This window comes from Exiguobacterium sibiricum 7-3, from assembly GCF_000620865.1.
In the GTDB taxonomy this organism is placed as follows: domain Bacteria; phylum Bacillota; class Bacilli; order Exiguobacteriales; family Exiguobacteriaceae; genus Exiguobacterium_A; species Exiguobacterium_A sibiricum_A.
The window spans coordinates 220,626-239,866 of the sequence record NZ_KK211190.1; the positions used below are offsets into that span (position 1 = coordinate 220,626).

Genomic DNA, 19,241 nt, shown 5'->3' on the forward strand with positions numbered 1-19,241 from the left:
CGCTCAACAAGGCTGTAGCAATAACTAATCGAAGCGGACAAAGAGCAAATAAAAAAATCGAAGTCCACAGATGTGAACTCCGATTTTGATTAAAGATGGGGTAGTTGACCGATCAGACACGTTCCGATGTCAGTTCTTTCATCCCTTGTAAAGCTGCTTGATTCAGTAAGTTCCATGGTTTGTTGTAGTGCGGTTGGAAGAAGAAGTCGACGAAAGCGAGTTCTTCAAGCGTCATCTCATTTTGAATCGCGACCGACAATGTATTCATCGCCTGGGTGAGGTCGACTTTTGAGATGATTTGTGCACCCACGACACGATGAGTCGTAGTTTCATACACAAGTTTCAGTTGGACATTTTCAGCTGTCGGCATGAACTCAGGACGGTAGGCATCTTGAACCGTCGTACTTGTCACTTCTAAACCGAAGAACGGAGCAGCATCTTCTGTCAGACCGGTCGAAGCAATGTTTAAGTCATACAACCGGAGACCGGACGTTCCTTGTGTGCCTTGGTAGCGGATCGTCGGAGCGAGTAAATTTTTCCCGACGAGTGTCCCCATACGGACGGCATTTGTCGCGAGCGGAATATAAGCGTGTGTCCGGGCAGGATTGTAGTAGACGGCACAGCTGTCACCGGCAGCAAAGATGTTCGGATTACTGGTCCGCATATAGTCGTCGACGATGATCGCTCCGTTCGGCAACATATCGATTTGTCCTTTTAACAATTCCGTACTTGGTCGGAAACCGACACAGAGAATGACGAGATCCGTTTCGAACGTTCCTTTATCCGTGACGACTTGTGTGACATTACCGTCCACGCCGGTAAAGCTTTGAACGGTCTGGTTCAACTCGAGGTGAATCCCGCGGTCTGTCAATTCGTTTTCAATGATATCCGTGAATGAACGATCCAAGTATTTATTTAAAATCCGGTCGGCACTGTCGATGAACGTGACATCTTTGCCGTATGCTTCGAATGCTTCAACCAATTCAGCACCGATGTAACCGGCACCGACAACGGTAATCCGCTGGGCATCCGTTGCTTTTTTGATGATGGTTTGTGCGTGGTGATAGTTTTTGCAGAGCTCAATTTGATTCAGTTCAATCCCGGGAAGCATCGGGATGATCGGCCATGAACCAGTCGTCATAATCAATTTATCGTACGTATCATGAACGGTTTCACCCGTTAAGAGATTTTTTGCAAGAATCGTTTGGTTCGTGCTGTCGATTTCCAGGACATCATGTTTTAAGCGCATCTCGGCACCGAGTTCAGTCAGTTCATCCGGTGAAGAATAAAACAGCGACTCCGCATGCTCGACGACGCCACCGACGTGAAGCGCAATGCCGCAAGAAAGGAATGAGACGTTATCGTTTCGTTCGTAAACGGTGATATCCAGTTGCTCGTGCTGTGAAGTCAATTCTTTAACTGCTGCTGTTCCTGCGTGTGTACAACCGATGACTGCTACTTTCATGAGTAAAGTCCCCTTTTTGTTTGTGATAAAGATCACATTCATTTGATAGTCTTAGTGTATTACTTCACAATGTTGTTTTCAAGTAGTTTGTTCACTATTGAGCATAAGTTTGTCGGAATTGTGAATGAGTGAGCAAATCGGGTTTCGAGGAGTTATGAATAGATTGTTCATCTGTATCGTTTCTGTTAAAAACGTGTAAAACTGTTTTAGTTTCTGAAGTTCGGGTTATAATGAAACAGAGAACTAAACGAAAGGGTGGAAACCGATGGATACCGAGAGGATCGATCATCTATTCAGCTTACCTGATTTTTAGCAGTGCCAATCTTCATTGAACAGGAAGGTAATGGCTTGAAAAAAATCAGGGAGAGCGAAAATAGATGAATACCCAAACGGGACAACTACAATCTCTCCCATGGAAGATACGGGAGAGGACAATAACACATGAAACGAATCATAACCATCTTAAGCGGAACGCTACTTATGGCGTTCGGCTACTACACCTTGAATGAACAATTTGGATTAGCAGAAGGCGGATTTATCGGTCTGTCTTTACTCGGACGTTACTTTTTTGACATTAATCCATCGATTTCGATGATCGTACTCGACATTCCGTTTTTTATCGGAGCGTTATATTTTAAAGGAAAACGTTTTGTCAGTGAAGCACTCGTATCGGCAGGCGCATTGTCGCTGTTTTACGAAATGTGGTACCGACTGGATCTGTTTCATTTTCCGGAACAGGCATGGCCGGCAACACTGATTGCTGCTGTCGCCAGTGGAATCGTGACCGGCTATGGTCTTGGTCTCGTTCTGAAAAGTGGCGCGGCAACAGGAGGAGACGATTTGTTGTCGATGGGCCTCAGTAAGCTGACCGGCTTATCAATCGGGACGATTTTATTTGGTCTTGATGCCATCGTCCTTGTCATCTCACTCGTCTATCTGCCGTTGAGTTTAACGTTGTATACGTTGCTCGCAGTCGCGATTGCGGGACGTGTCGTCTCGGTCATGACACGCGAACCGGTTACTGCACCGGCTGCTGCGGTAGCTGAACTGAAATGAAACGAAGCAAAATCCTTCCTGACGACAGGAGGGATTTTGTTTTAGGATATAAAAGAGAAGAAAGGGGCAAAATCGATGATTAGACAAGCAACTGCCAATGACGCGGATCAAATCGCACCGTTGATTGAACAGGCGATTCATGAAATTGCGGAGACACTGACGGGAACACAGAAGAAGGAATTGATTTTGGAACGGCTCGCGCTGTTTGTTACGCAAGCGGGAAACCGGCTCAGTCACGAGAACATTCTCGTCAAGGAGCTCGACGGGCATGTCGTCGGCATCGTCATCGCATACGCGGGAGTGGATGCAGCACAGTTGGATGAACCGATTAAACGTCAACTGCTCGAATGGACAGGACAAGAGGTGAAGATTGATCAAGAGACGGAAGGAAACGTCTTTTATCTGGATACATTGTCGGTGGATGCGGCATATGGTGGAAAAGGAATTGGGTCTGAGCTGTTGCAGGCAGCGGCGGACGAAGGGGAACGGCGTGGATTACGGGCGTTTACGTTAAATGCGGATCAGACGAATGCTGGTGCGCAACGCCTGTATCGGCGTCTTGGATTCGTCCCGGTCAAGACGATTGAAATCAGTGGCGGACAATTTGATTATATGGAACGACCGTATTCAATTTAAATGATGAGGGAAGTACTTCGAATTCGTTTCAAGATTCGTTGATACGCAGACAAGACTTCGCTTTCCGCGGGCGAAACGTGAGCCTCCGCGTCGCCTGCGCGACTTACGGGGTCTCACCTGTTCCGCTTTTCCCGCAGGAGTCTTCGTCTTGTCTGCTTCTCAACGACGTTTTGTTAAGCTGTTAAGATCGACACATTAAGAATCTGGATTCAAAAAATTACTCGCTTCATGCGACTCCTACAGGAAAAGGCGTGGAAAAGAGTGATTTTTTATGTTCAGCTTAATTAAGTGACGATGATTTGTGATTCGCTGGAGTCGACCGGATCCATCACTTTAAAAAACGTTGTAACAGAACGGATTCGACAGGCGTAATCTGCTCTTTCAAACGGGAAGCTGCACACAACCGTAAACAAGCCTTAAATCCGGTGACTTTTCTGATGCGCTTAAAGTAACAGACACGGTACAAATGACTGAGGATGAAGCGGGAAACGCGTTCTGCCGGATTTCGTAAAGACATTCGCCCCCCGTAGCGAATCAATAAAAAAGTACGGGCGACGTCCATCAGTGGATTGCCGATGGAGGCATCCATCCAATCGATGACATAGACGTCTTCTTTGACAAGCAACAGATTATACGGGTGAAAATCACCATGACATAAAGTATGTCCCGCTACAAGTGTAGTGTGAGCAGGATACCGTTCTTGAAGACGCGGTAACCCGTCGACGGATAACGTATGAAGATACCTTTGTAAAGTGACGATGGTCGTCATGTAGCGGAGAATCTGAACGGGATGACGTTTCATCAAATCACCGAGCGATTCCCCTTTCAAGTACTCCATGCGAATGGAATGATCAACTTGATTATAGACACGAGGTGTCATCGGAAAGTGGTTCTGGATAGACAGATGATTTAAAAATTCCTGCTGGACCGCTGCATGCGGAACGTGTGCATGAAACTGCTTTCGAACAATCGCCGCAGTTTCTTGTTGAATCGTTGCCGTGTTGCCGGTTCCAATGATATTCATCCAAATCCGCTCCTTATCGTAAGATCATCCGATACAGCCGTGCCTCCGCATCCTCCGGTTCGAACCGGGGATCACTCGTAAAGCGGAAAACTTCCTTCACTTCAATCGGTACATCTGCCGCCCGTAACCGTTTGAGCAATCGTCCGGTCAGGTAGACCTCCTGTGATTTTGGTTCCGCCCGCCATTTGCTGACGGATCCAATCGGGACGATCGTAGCGTCAGGACGCGCCATCAAAAACTGACGTTCTTCTTCATCCGTAAAGATGGTCGCGGACGCCGGTAAACCGGTAAGGGCTTTCGCCAGCTGAATCGTAGCCGGTTTAGTAGTCGCTTGTTGATACAAAGCGATACTTCCGATCAGCAATTGAATACATAAAAACGGAACGAGCCAACGGATCGACAGACGGCGGACGAGTAAAACCACAAGCAGTAAGACGAGTGGTAAGACATGTCGCGGTTTATCGATGTTTTGGGCAAACCAGACCCAGAGAAAATAACCGGTTCCGGTAACGCTCCACCAGAGAGGGAACGAACGGAGACGTTGGCAAAATAAGAGTAGTCCCGATCCGAGACCAATCCAAGTAGCGAACCCAAGACCATGCCAACCGATTTGTTTGATTGTCAGTCCAAGTCGTTCCAGCAGGGTGGCGTCATCCGTTTGCGCCGTGCCGCCCCAGTCCGAGAAATGACCCGTCACGAAGCTGAGTGATAATTGGGCAAAGGAGGCCGGTCCGCCGACAGAGAAGGCGACCGGTAACAGCCAGGCGAGTTGGGCGAGGAGCAGGACTGCCATCTCTGACACCACTTGCCAAGCGTCACGCCGCACTTGCCACAGTAAAAACAAAAGGATGATTCCAAACGGTGCATAGGATAACCGGGTCGCCATCAACAGGCCAAACAAGAGGTACGGCAAAAGACGGAAATGCCCCTGCCGTGCGCGTTCGACACTCCAAACGAACCAACAAAGAACACCAAGGGCGAGACCATCCGACATCCCGGTTGCGGACAAGACGACAAGGGAAGCCGTCGACACGACCGTAAAAGCAGCCAGCAGACGAACCGCATCGAATCGTCTACGTTTGAACAGCAGGTACAGCGGAACCAGTCCGCTCGTGAAGCCAAGAATCGAGACGATTCCAAGGGCGCGGACAGGTTCGAGCCCGAGTCGTGCCAGACCGGTCGCGAGTAAGATGAAAAACGGGTATCCTGGGAAATGCGGCTGTAAATTCGCCAAGTCATACTGTCCGACCGCTAACGTGAAGTTGGCGATGTCGTAGCTTGCCACAAACGGACTGACCAGATAAAGGCGTCCGGCGGTGCACACGGAAATCAGAATGATACACATGAAAAAAAGCGATCGTCCACGTTGTTGTGGATGACCGCTTCGAACCGTCACGAGACCTCCTTCAGTTTCTTGACGGTTTTTGGCGCGCGATTTTGACGCATCAACATGAAACCTGCAAAGGCGAAGTATCCCCACCAGGCGAAAACTTGCTCAATGGAGGGATTATGGCTGTAGCCGAACATCGCCCCCATGAACGTTCCGATTTGACCGCTGATCAATGTCGTATTGCCGGTGTCCCTTAAATACTGGACTTGATCGATATAGTGTTCCGGCATGAAAGCCACGATGTTATAAAGGGCGGCCGGTGTACCGTCCGCATTCGTCAACAGACTGCCGAGCAACCCAAGATCCTGGAATCGGCCAATCGTTTGGACGAGCATGCCGGCAGCGATGAACAAGATCAAGACGCCTGTCACTTGGAAAAAGCGTTTGACGGGAATCTTCATCGTACCGGAAACGAACAGGTAACCGAAAATCAAGGCGAGCAGGAGACCGGAGACAGCACCGTAGCTGGTCAGAACCTTCTCGATTTCACCACCTGAAATCGCAGCGAAGAAGAAAACCGTTTCGATTCCTTCCCGGACGATGACAAGGAACGAATGGACGATCATTGTAATCGCACTGCCGGTCGAGACAGCGGCAGCGACTTTCGCTTGCGAGGCCTGCTGGTTTTCCTTTGCCTCCTTGCCCATCCAAAGCACCATATGGGTCAAGAGGAAAACAGAGATGATCATGATCCCAAGACGCAAATACGTATCGCTGCCGAAGCTTGCGAAACTCGTAAAGACGACTTGGAACAAGAAGGCGACACCTAAACTCGCGAGTAAGGCAAGTCCAACACCGGCGTAGACCCATTTTTTATATTGTGGTGCATTGAGCCGATCGAGATAACCGAGAATCAAGCCGACGATCAAGACGGCTTCGAGACATTCGCGAAGGGTGATTAAAAACGCCTGAAAATCCATGTGTCTTCCTCCTTATTGAGCGCGTCGTTTCTTACGCTGACCGATGATGACGATGACGATTAAGATGATGACAAGACTGATGGCGACCGTTTTCCAAATGTCGTCCGTCCCAAAGGATTGACCGAAGATTGAGTCCTCTTCATCGAAGACACCGGTCTTTTCCTCCCCCGGTAAAACGAACAGCGGGGTGACGGTATCTTCAATCTGTTTAATGTTTTGATCAAATGTTTTTCGATCGCTTGCTTTTTTCCCGACTCCAAACAAACCGGGGTTTCCAAGCGCCGCAAGTGAATCATCAAAAGCAGTATACAATGAATCACTTGTCTTTGCACCCTCACTTTCTTTGACGTAAGGAGCGAGCACATCATATGTGCCGCGTGCTTTAGCGAGCAACAACTTGGCCTGTCCGAAATCATCGAATTGTTCTTGTGCAAAGTGCAGACGACGTTCGATGTTTTGACGCAAAGCCACCCGGTAGGCTTGCTTGGCGGCATCGGCATCTTCCTTGGCTAACGACGCATCGATCTTTTCTTTTGCTTCCGGGAAGTAGAGCGTGAATTCCTTATCGTAGGCATCGATGGTTTCTTTGGCTAACGTGTAGTCCTTTTGGTCAAGCTGTTCCTCAAACTGTTTATAAGCTTCCGCGAAAGCTTCCTTTCCTGGATCCCCGTAGCTGTAGGCGAATGCCGGCAACGGTGTAGTGAGCAGGAACAAGAAGGCGATGACGGTGATGAAAAGCGGTTTTCTCATCCAAGATGCTCCTTTCGTTCAAAACGTTCTTCAGACGACAGTGGGACGATTGGGCGACGCCATTCCCGGTAAATCGCAGGGAGGACGCGCTGGATATAGTTAAAGCGGATAAAGGACTTTCCGGCTTCGCGCACACGGTAACGAATCGGGACTTCCTGCAGCCGGAACCCTTTTCGAACAAGATTCAGTGTCAGCACTTGGGCATAGTTATAGTCGTGGATGATTTCCGCGTGTTTACACGCCGCACGGGAAAAGGCACGCATGCCGCTTTGTCCATCGTGAATCCGACGTTTTAATAAGACACACTGTAACCAAGTAAAGACATGATTGCCGATATACCGATACAAGCGCATCCCGTCGACGGTTCCGAGAAAACGGGAACCAAACACATAGTCGGCCTCGTCGAGAAGAATCGGTCGGACGACGTCGGGAATCTGATCCGCCGGGTATTCGTTATCGGCGTCAATCATGACGGCGACGGTCGCACCATGGGCATAGGACCGGAGCAGCCCTTCCCGAACGGCAGCTCCGAGTCCGCGATTTTTAGGAAAACGATAGACATGGGCTCCGTGTTGCCGGGCAATCTCGGACGTCGCATCAGTGGATCCGTCGTCGATGACGATCGTTTCGACAGGCAGTCCATCGATTTCAGCCGGAATGCGTCTTAAGACAAGCGGCAAGGAGACTTCTTCATTGTGGGCCGGAAGAAAGACGACGATTTTTTTCATGAGGATTCCTCCTTAAAGGCTTCCGTCAGTAAGATACCGCGGCTGTCGTGCGGGATAGCAGCACCAAGCAACTTCGTAATCGTTGGTCCAAGTGACAGGATATGTCGGTGTGTATCAACTTTCAGACCGGCATGGACGTGTTTGCCGTACATCCAAAACGGAACAAACCGTTCTCCTTCATCGAGATGACCATGACCGCCGATCCCATCGGCTTGTCCGTGATCCGCCATGACAATCAGTGTTGCATCGTCGAGCTTACCGAGCCGGTCCAGTTCTTCACAAAATTCAGCCAGTAAGGCATCGGCTTCTTCGATTTTCTGAACGTATTCGGAATACAGGGTGCCGCGGCTGTGACCGGTCTGATCGGTGCCGATCAATTGAATCGCCAGTAAATCCGGATCTTCTTGCTGGACGATTTGTTTGGCGCGATCGATGATGTTGCGGTCCGCGACATCATTATGCATGACGGCTGTCACGGTATGAACGTCTTTGGCACCGAAAGCATCGACGAGATGAGCGATTCCAAGAATCTTACCGGTTTTCCCGACGTCGCGCAACCGGTCAAAGACCGTATCGGTTTTGACCCCCGTCGTATTCCAGACCATGTTCGAATGGATACCGTGTTCTTCCGGACGGGCTCCGGTGAACATGGAACTGAAACAGACGACCGTTCGAGCTGGATAGACGGTCTCCATGTTCGTATACTCCGTTCCTTCTTGGCGGAGACGTTCGAGAAACGGCGTGTTCGCCGCCATGTAGCGATCTTTCCGCATGCCGTCGACAATCAGGACATAGACTTTTTGTGATGTCGGAATCGGTGCATCGACGGTTGATTCGGTCGGTAGTTTCGGTTTCCAATCGAACAGGTAGTGATGCAGGATCCAGGCGAACAGGAACAGCCCAAGCGGAAACCAAAGATAGGACCAATCCAGTGTCTGTTCGATTGAAGCGGTTTGCCAATACGCGAGTAAAAGTCCGACTTTCGGCAGTTGTTCTTGGGCATTTCCGCTCGTCGAGTCACTGTTTTTAAGGACCAGTTTCCAAAAACGTGTGAAGTTGAGCCAGTTGGTCCCGATCCGGAGGTGATAATAAATCGTTCCCCAGAAAAAGACGGTGAAGAAGAAATAAAGACCGGCTCCATACGCAAACAGCGGCAGGAGACGCGTGTCCGTTCCTTCGATGAACAACCAGACGATTAACGGAAGCCAGAGATAATTCCGTAAGAACAACGGAAAATCAAACTTCCAATATAAGACGAGCAGTGGCAGGGTCATCAGGAATCCAAAGCCGACACCGCTGAGCGAGCCTTGCGTCAAAATCAGATAGCTGAGAAACACACCGATTGTAAAAATCGGTGTGAAGGGTTTGCCTTCATTCAATAAGTTCCACATCCGTGCGGCAACTTTTTCAAAACGGGAAGCACTTTTCATGCAGGTCATCCTTTCGTATCGTGCTTCTTAAACTGGGTGAACAGTAATGTAACAATCGGGAAATGGCGGATGAGCACATAGACCGGCGCCAAAAATGCGAACGCATATTTAAAGAGATGCGTCATCAAGGCGAGCTCGTATGGGTTGGCCACACCCGCAAGTTGCAGGACTGTTCCCATCGCAAGTTCATACGTTCCGAGTCCACCCGGGGTAAACTGGGCGATTCCGGACAAGACCCCGGCACTCATCGCGACGAGGACAAGCGGAAAGGCGATGTCGGCATCCGCACCTTGCAAGAGACAAAAAACGGCCCCTGCTTCAAACAGCCACGCCGTCGCCCCGTATCCAATCAAGGGATATATCGTCTTGATCCATCGCCGGACCAGCAACAAGGCGAGCAGACCACCGGCAAACGCAAGCCCGGCGACCCACATCGTCTGTCCTAATAATAACCCGGCCGCGACAAAAAGACCGAGTACGGATAGGTCGATGCCGCGTTGGGCGACAAAAATCGCCGTCGTCCGCTTCATCGGACTGCCGATCGCTCGCGCTGTCAGCAGGCGAACCGCTTCTCCTACTTTGACAGGGGAGAGGTGATTGATTGCCAGACCGAGATACAGACTCGTCAAGTAAACAGCGATAGACGCATTTTTTTCGTCCGCCGTCCGCCAAGCGCGTGCGCGTAAATAAAACGCGAAAGCGTAAGTGACGGTAGCGGCTACTGTCCAGTAAGACGTCAACAGGGTTTGGAGATAGTCATAAACAACAGGCAGTTCCAGACCGAAACGGACGAGTAAAAAAAGAGCTGCCAACGTCAGAACGACGCCCGCAGCTCCACGTATCACAGACGATCGAGATGCCATGTGATCATCCGTTCCATTCCATCAGCGAGCGTGACGGAGGGAACATAACCGAACGTCTGCCTTGCCGCATCGGTGTTACTCCATGTCATTGAGACATCTCCCGCCCGGGCGGGAGCAAATGCCACAGGCACGTCAAACCGTTTACTAAGCATCGCCGCGGCGTCACGCACCGATTCCGGACGGTTGGCACCAAGGTTGAAAACACCGGTTGCCCGTGCTTGCAGGGCTTGCTCCATTCCCCGCGTGATGTCGTCGATATAAGTGAAGTCCCGAATCGGGTCACCGAAAACGGTCAACGGTTGACCGTGTAATGCCTGTTCGATGAATCGATACAATGCCATGTCAGGTCGTCCGGCAGGACCGTAGACAGTGAAGAAGCGGAAGATCCCGATTTGTAGACCGTACAGATTCTGATAAGCCTGGCAAAAAGTTTCCGCACTGTACTTGGCTGCAGCATAGGGACTCATCACCTGTCCGGTTGCTTGATGTTCCAACAGGGCACCCGTTTGTTCCCCGTAGACGGAGGAGGAAGAAGCGAAGAACAGATGCGGAATGGCATATGTGCGCGCTGCTTCGAGGACGGTCACCGTCATCGCGATATCATCCTCGATGTAGCGGTGCGGTTCCTGTAACGAACCGGGGACGCCTGGCAAAGCGGCGAGATGAAATACGGCGGCAAAGGAGTGACTGCCGAACCAAGTCGGCAAATCCTCATGCACGTTCCCTTCGAACACCTCGATCCCGTTCTCTTGCAACAGACGAGCCCGCTCCAGTTTCAGTTCGACGTCATAATAATCCGTGAAGGCATCGATGACACTTACGGTATGACCGCTGGCGTGAAGACGAAGCGCAAGGGCGGATCCGATGAAACCCGCGCCTCCTGTAATTCCAATCTGCATGTCGCGTTCCTCCGATTCCAATCAATTAGTTGAGTGGCTCTAACGCGTCAACGATTTTATCACCTGTCGTTTCGGCTTTCAGGTCACCTTTTTCGACAAGGGCATACCAAGCGTTGGCGTCAGACAACACCGTGCTGGCTTGCTCTTTTCCGAGACGGCTCTCAAGTGTCGGTTTCATTGCGATGACGAACATGTTTGCTTCCATCGCCTCGACCCGTGCCGTATCGACGTCTTTTTTCTCAAGTGCTTCTTGTGTTTCTTCGTGGTAGCCGTCAATTTTTTCCGTTAATGCTTTAGCGAATAAGCTTTCCACTTCTTTGAACTTGACGTCTGCTGGTTTTGTTTTTGAGAAGTCATAGAGGTCTTTTAATTTCGCGACGGCTTCTTCATCGCCACCGGCAAGTGATTCCTCGATGGCAAGTAAGAAACCGTATCCTTCCGCTTGCTCCATCTGTAATTCTTTTTCATCCGTTCCGGCTTTGACGCCATCCTCGATTTTTTGAGCGTACCCGAGAGCGGCAAGATAGAACGAACGGTAGATTGATTTATCCGTCAACTGTTTCGCGACATTGAAATCAGCAGGCTTTTTCGCCGTGATCGCTTCTTCCTGTGCCGTCAACCCGGAATTGATGGCTTGAGCAATGGAGTCTTCGTTTTTAAAGCCGTAACTTGCATCCCGTTTTTCGGCAGTCGGAATGAAGACCGTTTCTGACATGTCTTTAATATCGTTGAGCGCAGCTGCCGCTTCATCCGTTTTGCCGGCAGCAACGGCTTCTTCCGCTGTCGCTTGTGTTGATTTTTGGAGTTTATAGAAGTAAGACTGAATGCCTTTGTCGACAAGTTGACGGGCAACGTTCTCATCCAGCTCTTTTGATTCGACACCCGCTAGTGCGGAACTGATGACTTCTTCGATTTCAGGGGCAGCCGTCGTGACGCCGCCTTTTAATTTCGAGTCATAGCTTGTCTGGACCATTTTCCAGTCAATCGCTTGACCTTCTTTGGCTTTATCGAGCTCGGCCTTGATGGAACTGAAGATGGTTAGTTCATCTTTTAAAGTCGTTGCCGCAATACCAGCGTTTGTTTTCGTCTCCGATGTTTGCTCCGTTTTCTCTTTTTTAGGAGCCGTCGTTGTGTCTTCGCTATTCCCGCAAGCAGCAAGCAGTCCTGCTGTAATGAAGAGTGATGCTACTTTTAATCGTTTTTTCATAATCTATTCCCCCAGAATAAGATGATTGTGTTATAAATGATGTCGTTTTCACAAATCTAACTATAGCGAGAATAATTCTCATTGTCAATTGAACTTCAAAATGAAAAAAATGGCTCCCGAGAAGTCTCGGAAGCCATTTTAAGGTGATGTTTTACTGAACTTGGTCATACAATTTCGTAAGATAAGCGAATACTTCATCGGAAGCTTGGAACATCATGACAGAGTGTCCGAAGATTGCTGCCGGATTAAAGCCGTGGTCCAAATCGATCGTTGAAGCAATCGTGACATCACGGTCGCTGTCGAGGACAACACGGAAGTATTTGAATTCTTGGTTAAAGTCGTTAATCGCATTTAAGATTGGGAGGTCTTCGACACCGTCCGGTACGTGTGTGATTGTACGGGCAAATAACTCGACGTCGGTCGCTGTTTTACTGAAGACGATCATCATCATCGGCTCAGCGCCTGATGGTGTTTTTTCCTGCGTCATGAAGAAAACGTGTGTCTCGTTTTCACGTGCTTCCATCGGGATGCCTTTTTCGACTAAGAAAGCTTGGAATTCTTCCAGATATTGTTGTTGCACAGCCGTTACCCCGTTTTCATTTGTTTCCGGCTGAATGTTTTGGTTGATCGGTGTGACTTTGTTATCGTTCGTGTCTTTTGAGTTACGATCCTGGTCCATGATTAAATCCCCCTTATAAATACTGTAATCTCAGTTTCAAGCATTTTAGATGGAATTGCAACTAATGTCCGTTATCCTCAAAGGAACATTTTCATTTTAAAGTAAGACATCTTTGTGAATGAACGAACAGATAACTTGAAAAGGTATACCTGAATGGGTATATTGGTACACATAGACAATAATGGATTCTACTTAAGGAGGAAGACGGAATGAAAACGATCATTGTAGGTGGAGTAGCTGGTGGAGCAACGGCGGCGGCGCGATTACGTCGATTGGACGAAACAGCAGAAATCATTCTTTTAGAACGGGGAAAAGAAATTTCTTTTGCGAACTGTGGACTCCCGTACTATATCGGGGACGTCATTAAAGACCGGAATAAACTGTTGGTTCAAACACCGGAAGGAATGAACGCACGATTCAATCTGGACGTCCGGAATTTGTCTGAAGCGATCCGAATCAATCGTGAGCAAAAAACGGTGACGATTCGTAAAGTGGATACGGGAGAAGAGTACGACGAAACATACGACCAGTTAATTTTGTCACCAGGCGCAAAACCGATCCGTCCTGGCATTCCGGGCTTAGCGGAAGCAACGAATGTCTTTACGTTACGTAATATTCCCGATACCGATAAGATGCGCCAGTATGTCGACGAAGCACGTCCGGCGCATGCGACTGTCATCGGCGGCGGGTTCATTGGTCTTGAAATGGCGGAAAATTTAGCCGAGCGCGGAGCGCGTGTGACCTTAGTCGAGATGTCAGATCAAGTCATGGCACCCGTCGATCCGGAAATGGCAGCCATCGTCCATGAACATTTGCGGGCGAAAGGTGTCGAGCTGATTTTAGCGGACGGCGTGGCACGTTTTGAAGAAGAAGGGACCCGTGTGGTCTTGACGAGCGGAAAAACGATTCAGACAGAAATGAATATCTTATCAATCGGTGTCATGCCGGAAAGCAACTTGGCTTCAGAGGCCGGACTCGAATTAGGGATTAAACAGACGATTCAAGTCGATGAGACGTTACGGACATCGGACCCTTCAATTTTTGCGATTGGTGATGCGATTGAAGTCAAAGACTACATTACAGGGGAACCGGTTCACGTTCCGCTTGCTTGGCCGGCAAACCGGCAGGGCCGTCTCGTCGCTGACATCATTGCCGGACGAGATGTCCGTTATACGGGAACGCTCGGAACAGCGGTCGCAAAAGTGTTTGATTTGACGGTCGCTGCCACGGGGAACAACGAAAAACGACTCCGTCAGTCGGGCCGCCGTTATGAAGCCATTCATCTTCACCCCGGGTCACATGCCGGTTATTATCCAGGGGCCAGTCCGATCTCGATGAAACTCTTATTTGATCCGGTGGACGGAACGATCTTTGGTGCACAAGCGATTGGGATGACAGGTGTCGAGAAACGAATCGATGTTTTGGCAACAGCCATTAAGGGCGGATTGACTGTCCTTGATCTTCCCGATCTTGAACTGTCGTATGCGCCTCCTTATAGTTCGGCAAAAGATCCGGTCAACATGGCAGGATATATTGCCTCGAATATCGTACTCGGGGACAGCGAAAATGTTCACTGGCACGAGATTGATCAGATTGTCGCGGACGGCGGACTGTTGCTGGATGTCCGGGAACCTTCCGAAAATGAACTCGGTTCGATTCCGGGATCCGTCAACATCTCCTTACCGACGTTACGCCAGTCGCTTGACGAATTACCAAAAGATCAGATGATTTACGTGACGTGTCAGGTCGGACTTCGTGGCTATGTCGCGAGTCAATTGCTCAAACAGAACGGATTTACTGTCAAAAACTTGAGTGGCGGCTATAAAACGTGGGCGACGGTCAACCGTGACCGCGAAGCGAGAAGCCAAGTACGGGAGGAAACAGCTGTGACGACGATAAAAAGTGAGCCGAAACAAGTAACAAAAGAACAGATTACGTTACTGGATACATGCGGTTTACAGTGCCCGGGACCGATTTTGGAGTTGAAAACGAAAATCGATCAATTACAGGATGGAGACCAAGTCTTCGTTAAAGCATCCGATCCCGGATTCCTGCCGGATGTTCAAGCGTGGGCAAAAAAACTCGGGCATACCGTCCATACGGCGGAAATGAACAAGGGAATCGTCGAAGTCTTGCTTGAAAAAGGAACGGCAACGGCAGAGCCGGTCCGATCTGACGTCACGAAGGCGGACGATGCGACGATGGTCGTCTTCAGCGGAGACCTCGATAAAGCACTTGCATCGTTTGTCATCGCGCAAGGTGCTCGGGCGATGGGGAAACAAGTGACGATGTTCTTTACGTTCTGGGGACTGAATGTTATTCGGAAACCGGACGCACCATCCGTTGAGAAGGCACCGATGGAACGGATGATGGGCATGATGATGCCGAAACATGCCGGCGATCTGCCGCTCTCGAACATGAATATGGGCGGGGCCGGTCAAAAAATGATGAAAAAAGTCATGAAGGATAAACAGGTCGATGCGTTAGAGACAATGATGGCGAAGGCGCAAGCAGCCGGTGTCCGAATGATTGCCTGCACGATGTCGATGGACATCATGGGAATCAAAAAAGAAGAATTATTGGATGGCATCGATTATGGTGGTGTCGCGAGTTACCTTGGAGCTACAGATGACGCCAACCTGAATCTGTTCATCTGATGTATTCGATTATTAAATAATAAAGATATTCTCAACAAGCCTCCCTTCCACGGAGGCTTGTTTTTTACGTTAAACCTAACATCAGATGTTAGGTTTCGTGATTTTTTACGTACTTGAACGATCTAAAAGAAGAAAATGAATTTGATTTTCTGAAATTATTTTCGTATCATAGAAAACATGTGAAAAAAGGTTACATGATCGAACGTTAAAATAAGGGGGAACATCTGTGGAAAAACAACTGATGGATTTAATCGGTAGGATTAACGACTTGTTATGGTCGAGTGTCTTGATCATCTTGTTGGTCGGTTTAGGAATTTATTTTACGATTCGAATGGGATTTGTCCAGTTTCGGATGATTCCGGAAATGTTGCGACTGTTGTTCCAAGGAACGGATAAAGGGAAAGACGGTGTGTCACCGTTCCAAGCCTTCGCCATCAGCACAGCGGCACGTGTCGGAACCGGCAATATTGCCGGCGTCGCGACAGCCATTGCGCTCGGTGGACCAGGTGCGGTCTTTTGGATGTGGTTGATTGCCTTAATCGGTTCGGCTTCTGCATTCGTCGAGAGTACGCTCGCTCAGATTTATAAAGTGCGTGATGAAAAAGCATGGCGGGGTGGTCCGGCGTATTACATGGAAAAAGCGCTCGGACAGCGCTGGCTCGGAGTCGTGTTCAGTATCTTGATTACGATTTCGTTTGGCTTCGTCTTTAACTCAGTCCAGTCAAATACGATTTCATTATCGCTTCAAAGTCAGTACGGAGTGGATAAAACATGGATTACGGTTGGACTTGTCCTGTTGACGGCACTCGTCATCTTCGGCGGTGTCCGAAGCATTGCGACCGTATCAGCCTTCCTCGTCCCGATCATGGCAGGAGGATACATCTTGATTGCCCTCTACATCATGGTGACGAATCTAGAAGCGTTACCGAACGTCTTCGGTCTGATTTTCCAAGAAGGATTACTCGAATTTAAAACACTTGCCGGTGGAGCAATCGGGGCAGCGGTCTTAAACGGCATCCGTCGTGGTCTCTTCTCGAATGAAGCCGGTATGGGTTCAGCACCGAATGCTGCTGCAACGGCAGAAGTTTCCCATCCCGTCAAACAAGGTTTGATTCAATCGTTTGCGGTTTTTGTCGATACACTGCTCGTCTGTTCTTCGACAGCGATGATTGTGTTAGTCAGTGGTGTTGCGACCAAGGATGCGAGTGGAGTACCTGTCGCCGGAATCGATTTGGCGCAAGGGGCACTTGCTTCTCAGGTCGGTCCGTTGGCCACTGCATTTATGGCGCTCGCGATTTTCTTGTTTGCCTTCAGTTCGATTGTCGGAAATTATTATTACGGTGAATCCAATATCAGTTTCATCAACGATAATAAAAAAATCATGATGGTGTATCGTATCATTGTCCTTGGCATGGTTGTGTTTGGTTCGCTCGTTCAAACGGCTGGACTTGTTTGGGCGCTCGCGGATATCTTCATGGGCTTGATGGCAATCGTCAATTTGTATGCGATTTTCCGATTATCGAAAGTTGCGAAGCTGGCACTTGATGATTATTTAGTACAACGTAAAGACGGTCAAGAACCCCGTTTCCATAAAGATTCGATTCCGAATCTTCCGGGAAAAGAATCGCTTGAAGCGTGGCAGGATGAAGATCAAAAAGAAAAGGCGATTTAACGCGAGAAGGATCAGAGTCATCTGGTCCTTTTTTTGTCTGGAGAGATTTTGATAATCGTTACTAAAGCGGTACAAAAATGGGAATACTAAAAAAAACGGTCGGAAAGGAGGGGGAGGATGGAGAACGTACATTATGTTCGAGTCGCGGATGCCGTTTGGGATTCGTTTGGCGATGATCCACATATCATCATGGACTGGATTTTATTCATCCATGAAACACAACCTGATCATGAACAGTTATTTGCACTCGAGGAGACGACATCACTTTATCAATTAATGAGTCAAATTGATATCTTCATTGATCAGGAGACCCATTACAATCTGGGACGGGCAATCGTCGGTGAAGAGTTGATTGTCAATGAAGAGCATGCAGCGATCGTCGGTATCCTTCCCTTACCGCTTCTCATCATTTCGTCGGAGGTCATGCGGAACTTTGATCGACAAGCGCTTGAAGTCATTTATCAGGAAGCCGGCCGACAAGGTGAATTCGATGAGGTTTGGGAACAATTCGGGAATCTACGCGCCTATTTTCACCAGGCGGAAGAAGCGCAGGATACGATTCTCGTCTATTATGTATAAGGATTTCCTTGTACAACTCCATATAGAAAAAGAGAGGGGGATGTGACATCCGCCTCTCTTTCCTGTATGTGTAAAGTCGATGCTTAAAAGTCGATTTCGTCTGGATCTGGTCCAAGACGAACTTCCGTTGCCAAACGATCAATCTTTTCGAGATCATCGGCATCGAGTTGGAAATCAAAGACGTCAAAGTTTTCCGCAATCCGTTCAGGTGTGACCGATTTCGGAAGGGCAACGATGCCGTTATCCAGGTGCCAGCGTAAGACGACTTGTGAAGGGGACTTACCGTGTTTTTCGGCAATTTCCTTGAAGTCGTTGATTTCGAGGAATTTTCCTTGCATGAGTGGGCTCCACGCTTCAACTTGAATACCGTTGTCCTGCAAGTATTCATGCAGTTCATGTTGCGGAAGTTGCGGATGAAGTTCGACCTGATTGATCATAGGTGTCATTAATCCTTCTTCAGCAAGTGTATCAAGGTGATGTTCTTTAAAGTTCGATACACCGATTGCTTTAATCTTTCCGGCTTCGTAAAGCTCAACCATGGCTTTCCAGGCTTCGATATATCCTTCAACCGGCCAGTGGATCAGATAAAGATCAAGGTAGTCGGTCTCAAGACGTTCCAGTGACTCTGCGAAAGCTTCTTTAGTTCGTCCGGCACGAATATCATCGTTCCATACTTTAGACGTTAAGAAGAGATCTTCACGGTTCACGCCGCTTTCTTTAATTCCTTTAGCAACACCACGTTCGTTTTTGTAAACGGCAGCCGTATCAATATGACGGTAACCGACACGAATGGCTTCTGCGACGGCAGCCGGTGCTTCCGTCTCTTCATCGACTTGCCAGACACCGAATCCGATTTGTGGAATTGTGACACCATTTGAAAGTTTTGCGTATTGCATGTGTATACTCCTCCTTTAATGAAACGAGAATATGGAATTGCTCGTTTAGTTTAGCATGAACAAGCAAGAACGTCCGTTTCAACGCTCAAGGGAGGAAAAAGCCGGTTAGAAAGCGAAAAGAGGAGGGTAAATCCCTAGAGGAAAAGAGGTGTATTTTGTATGAAACGAGCTGTTAAAAACGTACCAAAAGGTGTATGGGCCGGTATCGCGGCACTGTTGGGGGCGCAAGCGACATTCTTGTTCCTCGGTGCCCGGAAGACTGGGCGTAATCCGTGGGTTTGGGGAGGCGCTGGACTAATTCAGTTCCCGCTTCCGGCGATTGCGTATTTCATTCTCAACCGCCAAGACCAGAAAAAATAAGTCAATACAAGACCCGTCGCAAAAGCGACG

18 protein-coding genes are annotated in these 19,241 nt (G+C 48.8%); 6 read left to right on the plus strand and 12 right to left on the minus strand.

Annotation, left to right across the window (positions count from 1 at the left end):
* Window positions 1-112: 112 nt before the first annotated feature.
* Window positions 113-1,465 carry an FAD-dependent oxidoreductase gene (locus P402_RS0102105; protein ID WP_026827215.1) on the minus strand — a complete coding sequence of 451 codons (1,353 nt, stop codon included), beginning with the start codon at window positions 1,463-1,465 and terminating at the stop codon, window positions 113-115.
* 441 nt (window positions 1,466-1,906) lie between these two features.
* Between P402_RS0102105 and P402_RS0102110 the strand changes: the two genes are divergently transcribed.
* Both P402_RS0102110 and P402_RS0102115 read left to right on the plus strand, forming a co-directional pair.
* Window positions 1,907-2,521, plus strand: a complete 615-nt coding sequence (locus P402_RS0102110; RefSeq protein ID WP_026827216.1) for a YitT family protein — start codon at window positions 1,907-1,909, stop codon at window positions 2,519-2,521.
* Between the two features lie 75 nt (window positions 2,522-2,596).
* Window positions 2,597-3,157: a GNAT family N-acetyltransferase gene (locus P402_RS0102115; protein WP_026827217.1), complete on the plus strand. Its 561-nt coding sequence runs from the start codon at window positions 2,597-2,599 to the stop codon at window positions 3,155-3,157.
* Window positions 3,158-3,485: 328 nt separating this feature from the next.
* Here P402_RS0102115 and P402_RS0102120 read toward each other — a convergent pair whose 3' ends face one another.
* The 10 genes from P402_RS0102120 to P402_RS0102165 form a co-directional block, all read right to left on the minus strand.
* The gene (locus P402_RS0102120) at window positions 3,486-4,181 is read right to left on the minus strand and encodes a phosphotransferase family protein (protein ID WP_026827218.1); all 696 of its coding nucleotides are present in this window, start codon (window positions 4,179-4,181) and stop codon (window positions 3,486-3,488) included.
* 13 nt (window positions 4,182-4,194) lie between these two features.
* Complete coding sequence (locus P402_RS0102125) at window positions 4,195-5,577, minus strand: hypothetical protein (RefSeq protein WP_026827219.1); 1,383 nt, start codon at window positions 5,575-5,577, stop codon at window positions 4,195-4,197.
* Window positions 5,574-6,491, minus strand: coding sequence for an FTR1 family iron permease (locus P402_RS0102130; RefSeq protein ID WP_026827220.1), 918 nt, complete (start codon window positions 6,489-6,491; stop codon window positions 5,574-5,576). The genes P402_RS0102125 and P402_RS0102130 overlap by 4 nt, the downstream gene beginning before the upstream one ends.
* A gap of 12 nt (window positions 6,492-6,503) precedes the next feature.
* A complete protein-coding gene (locus P402_RS0102135) occupies window positions 6,504-7,241 on the minus strand; it encodes a hypothetical protein (protein ID WP_026827221.1) in 738 nt (245 codons plus the stop codon).
* Window positions 7,238-7,969, minus strand: coding sequence for a glycosyltransferase family 2 protein (locus P402_RS0102140; protein WP_026827222.1), 732 nt, complete (start codon window positions 7,967-7,969; stop codon window positions 7,238-7,240). Before P402_RS0102140 ends, P402_RS0102135 begins: the two co-directional genes overlap by 4 nt.
* Window positions 7,966-9,399, minus strand: coding sequence for an alkaline phosphatase family protein (locus P402_RS0102145; protein ID WP_026827223.1), 1,434 nt, complete (start codon window positions 9,397-9,399; stop codon window positions 7,966-7,968). Before P402_RS0102145 ends, P402_RS0102140 begins: the two co-directional genes overlap by 4 nt.
* 5 nt (window positions 9,400-9,404) lie before the next feature.
* Window positions 9,405-10,244 (minus strand): lysylphosphatidylglycerol synthase domain-containing protein, encoded by an 840-nt coding sequence (locus P402_RS0102150; RefSeq protein WP_235188804.1) that lies wholly within the window; start codon window positions 10,242-10,244, stop codon window positions 9,405-9,407.
* On the minus strand, window positions 10,241-11,161 hold the full coding sequence (locus P402_RS0102155) for an NAD-dependent epimerase/dehydratase family protein (RefSeq protein ID WP_026827225.1): 921 nt from the start codon (window positions 11,159-11,161) through the stop codon (window positions 10,241-10,243). Before P402_RS0102155 ends, P402_RS0102150 begins: the two co-directional genes overlap by 4 nt.
* A gap of 25 nt (window positions 11,162-11,186) precedes the next feature.
* Entirely contained in the window at window positions 11,187-12,368 is a 1,182-nt protein-coding gene (locus P402_RS0102160) for a hypothetical protein (protein WP_026827226.1), read from the minus strand.
* 151 nt (window positions 12,369-12,519) lie between these two features.
* Window positions 12,520-13,047 carry a YbjN domain-containing protein gene (locus P402_RS0102165; RefSeq protein WP_026827227.1) on the minus strand — a complete coding sequence of 176 codons (528 nt, stop codon included), beginning with the start codon at window positions 13,045-13,047 and terminating at the stop codon, window positions 12,520-12,522.
* A 209-nt stretch (window positions 13,048-13,256) separates the two neighbouring features.
* Between P402_RS0102165 and P402_RS0102170 the strand changes: the two genes are divergently transcribed.
* From P402_RS0102170 to P402_RS0102180, 3 genes are all read left to right on the plus strand, one after another.
* A complete protein-coding gene (locus tag P402_RS0102170) occupies window positions 13,257-15,704 on the plus strand; it encodes a CoA-disulfide reductase (RefSeq protein WP_026827228.1) in 2,448 nt (815 codons plus the stop codon).
* A gap of 226 nt (window positions 15,705-15,930) precedes the next feature.
* Entirely contained in the window at window positions 15,931-17,376 is a 1,446-nt protein-coding gene (locus tag P402_RS0102175; protein WP_026827229.1) for an alanine/glycine:cation symporter family protein, read from the plus strand.
* A 117-nt stretch (window positions 17,377-17,493) separates the two neighbouring features.
* On the plus strand, window positions 17,494-17,955 hold the full coding sequence (locus P402_RS0102180; RefSeq protein WP_026827230.1) for a hypothetical protein: 462 nt from the start codon (window positions 17,494-17,496) through the stop codon (window positions 17,953-17,955).
* Between the two features lie 83 nt (window positions 17,956-18,038).
* Here P402_RS0102180 and P402_RS0102185 read toward each other — a convergent pair whose 3' ends face one another.
* On the minus strand, window positions 18,039-18,851 hold the full coding sequence (locus P402_RS0102185) for an aldo/keto reductase (RefSeq protein ID WP_026827231.1): 813 nt from the start codon (window positions 18,849-18,851) through the stop codon (window positions 18,039-18,041).
* 159 nt (window positions 18,852-19,010) lie between these two features.
* Between P402_RS0102185 and P402_RS16130 the strand changes: the two genes are divergently transcribed.
* The gene (locus P402_RS16130) at window positions 19,011-19,211 is read left to right on the plus strand and encodes a hypothetical protein (protein WP_034769616.1); all 201 of its coding nucleotides are present in this window, start codon (window positions 19,011-19,013) and stop codon (window positions 19,209-19,211) included.
* The last annotated feature ends 30 nt before the right edge of the window (window positions 19,212-19,241 follow it).

Excerpts from the sequence above, each read along its gene's own strand:
- P402_RS0102180 (WP_026827230.1), top strand. The coding sequence starts at position 17,494 with ATGGAGAACGTACATTATGTTCGAGTCGCGGATGCCGTTTGGGATTCG.
- P402_RS0102140 (WP_026827222.1), bottom strand. The coding sequence starts at position 7,969 with ATGAAAAAAATCGTCGTCTTTCTTCCGGCCCACAATGAAGAAGTCTCC.
- P402_RS0102170 (WP_026827228.1), top strand. The coding sequence starts at position 13,257 with ATGAAAACGATCATTGTAGGTGGAGTAGCTGGTGGAGCAACGGCGGCG.
- P402_RS0102105 (WP_026827215.1), bottom strand. The coding sequence starts at position 1,465 with ATGAAAGTAGCAGTCATCGGTTGTACACACGCAGGAACAGCAGCAGTT.
- P402_RS0102160 (WP_026827226.1), bottom strand. The coding sequence starts at position 12,368 with ATGAAAAAACGATTAAAAGTAGCATCACTCTTCATTACAGCAGGACTG.
- P402_RS0102155 (WP_026827225.1), bottom strand. The coding sequence starts at position 11,161 with ATGCAGATTGGAATTACAGGAGGCGCGGGTTTCATCGGATCCGCCCTT.
- P402_RS0102185 (WP_026827231.1), bottom strand. The coding sequence starts at position 18,851 with ATGCAATACGCAAAACTTTCAAATGGTGTCACAATTCCACAAATCGGA.
- P402_RS0102130 (WP_026827220.1), bottom strand. The coding sequence starts at position 6,491 with ATGGATTTTCAGGCGTTTTTAATCACCCTTCGCGAATGTCTCGAAGCC.
- P402_RS0102110 (WP_026827216.1), top strand. The coding sequence starts at position 1,907 with ATGAAACGAATCATAACCATCTTAAGCGGAACGCTACTTATGGCGTTC.
- P402_RS0102145 (WP_026827223.1), bottom strand. The coding sequence starts at position 9,399 with ATGAAAAGTGCTTCCCGTTTTGAAAAAGTTGCCGCACGGATGTGGAAC.
- P402_RS16130 (WP_034769616.1), top strand. The coding sequence starts at position 19,011 with ATGAAACGAGCTGTTAAAAACGTACCAAAAGGTGTATGGGCCGGTATC.
- P402_RS0102115 (WP_026827217.1), top strand. The coding sequence starts at position 2,597 with ATGATTAGACAAGCAACTGCCAATGACGCGGATCAAATCGCACCGTTG.
- P402_RS0102120 (WP_026827218.1), bottom strand. The coding sequence starts at position 4,181 with ATGAATATCATTGGAACCGGCAACACGGCAACGATTCAACAAGAAACT.
- P402_RS0102165 (WP_026827227.1), bottom strand. The coding sequence starts at position 13,047 with ATGGACCAGGATCGTAACTCAAAAGACACGAACGATAACAAAGTCACA.
- P402_RS0102135 (WP_026827221.1), bottom strand. The coding sequence starts at position 7,241 with ATGAGAAAACCGCTTTTCATCACCGTCATCGCCTTCTTGTTCCTGCTC.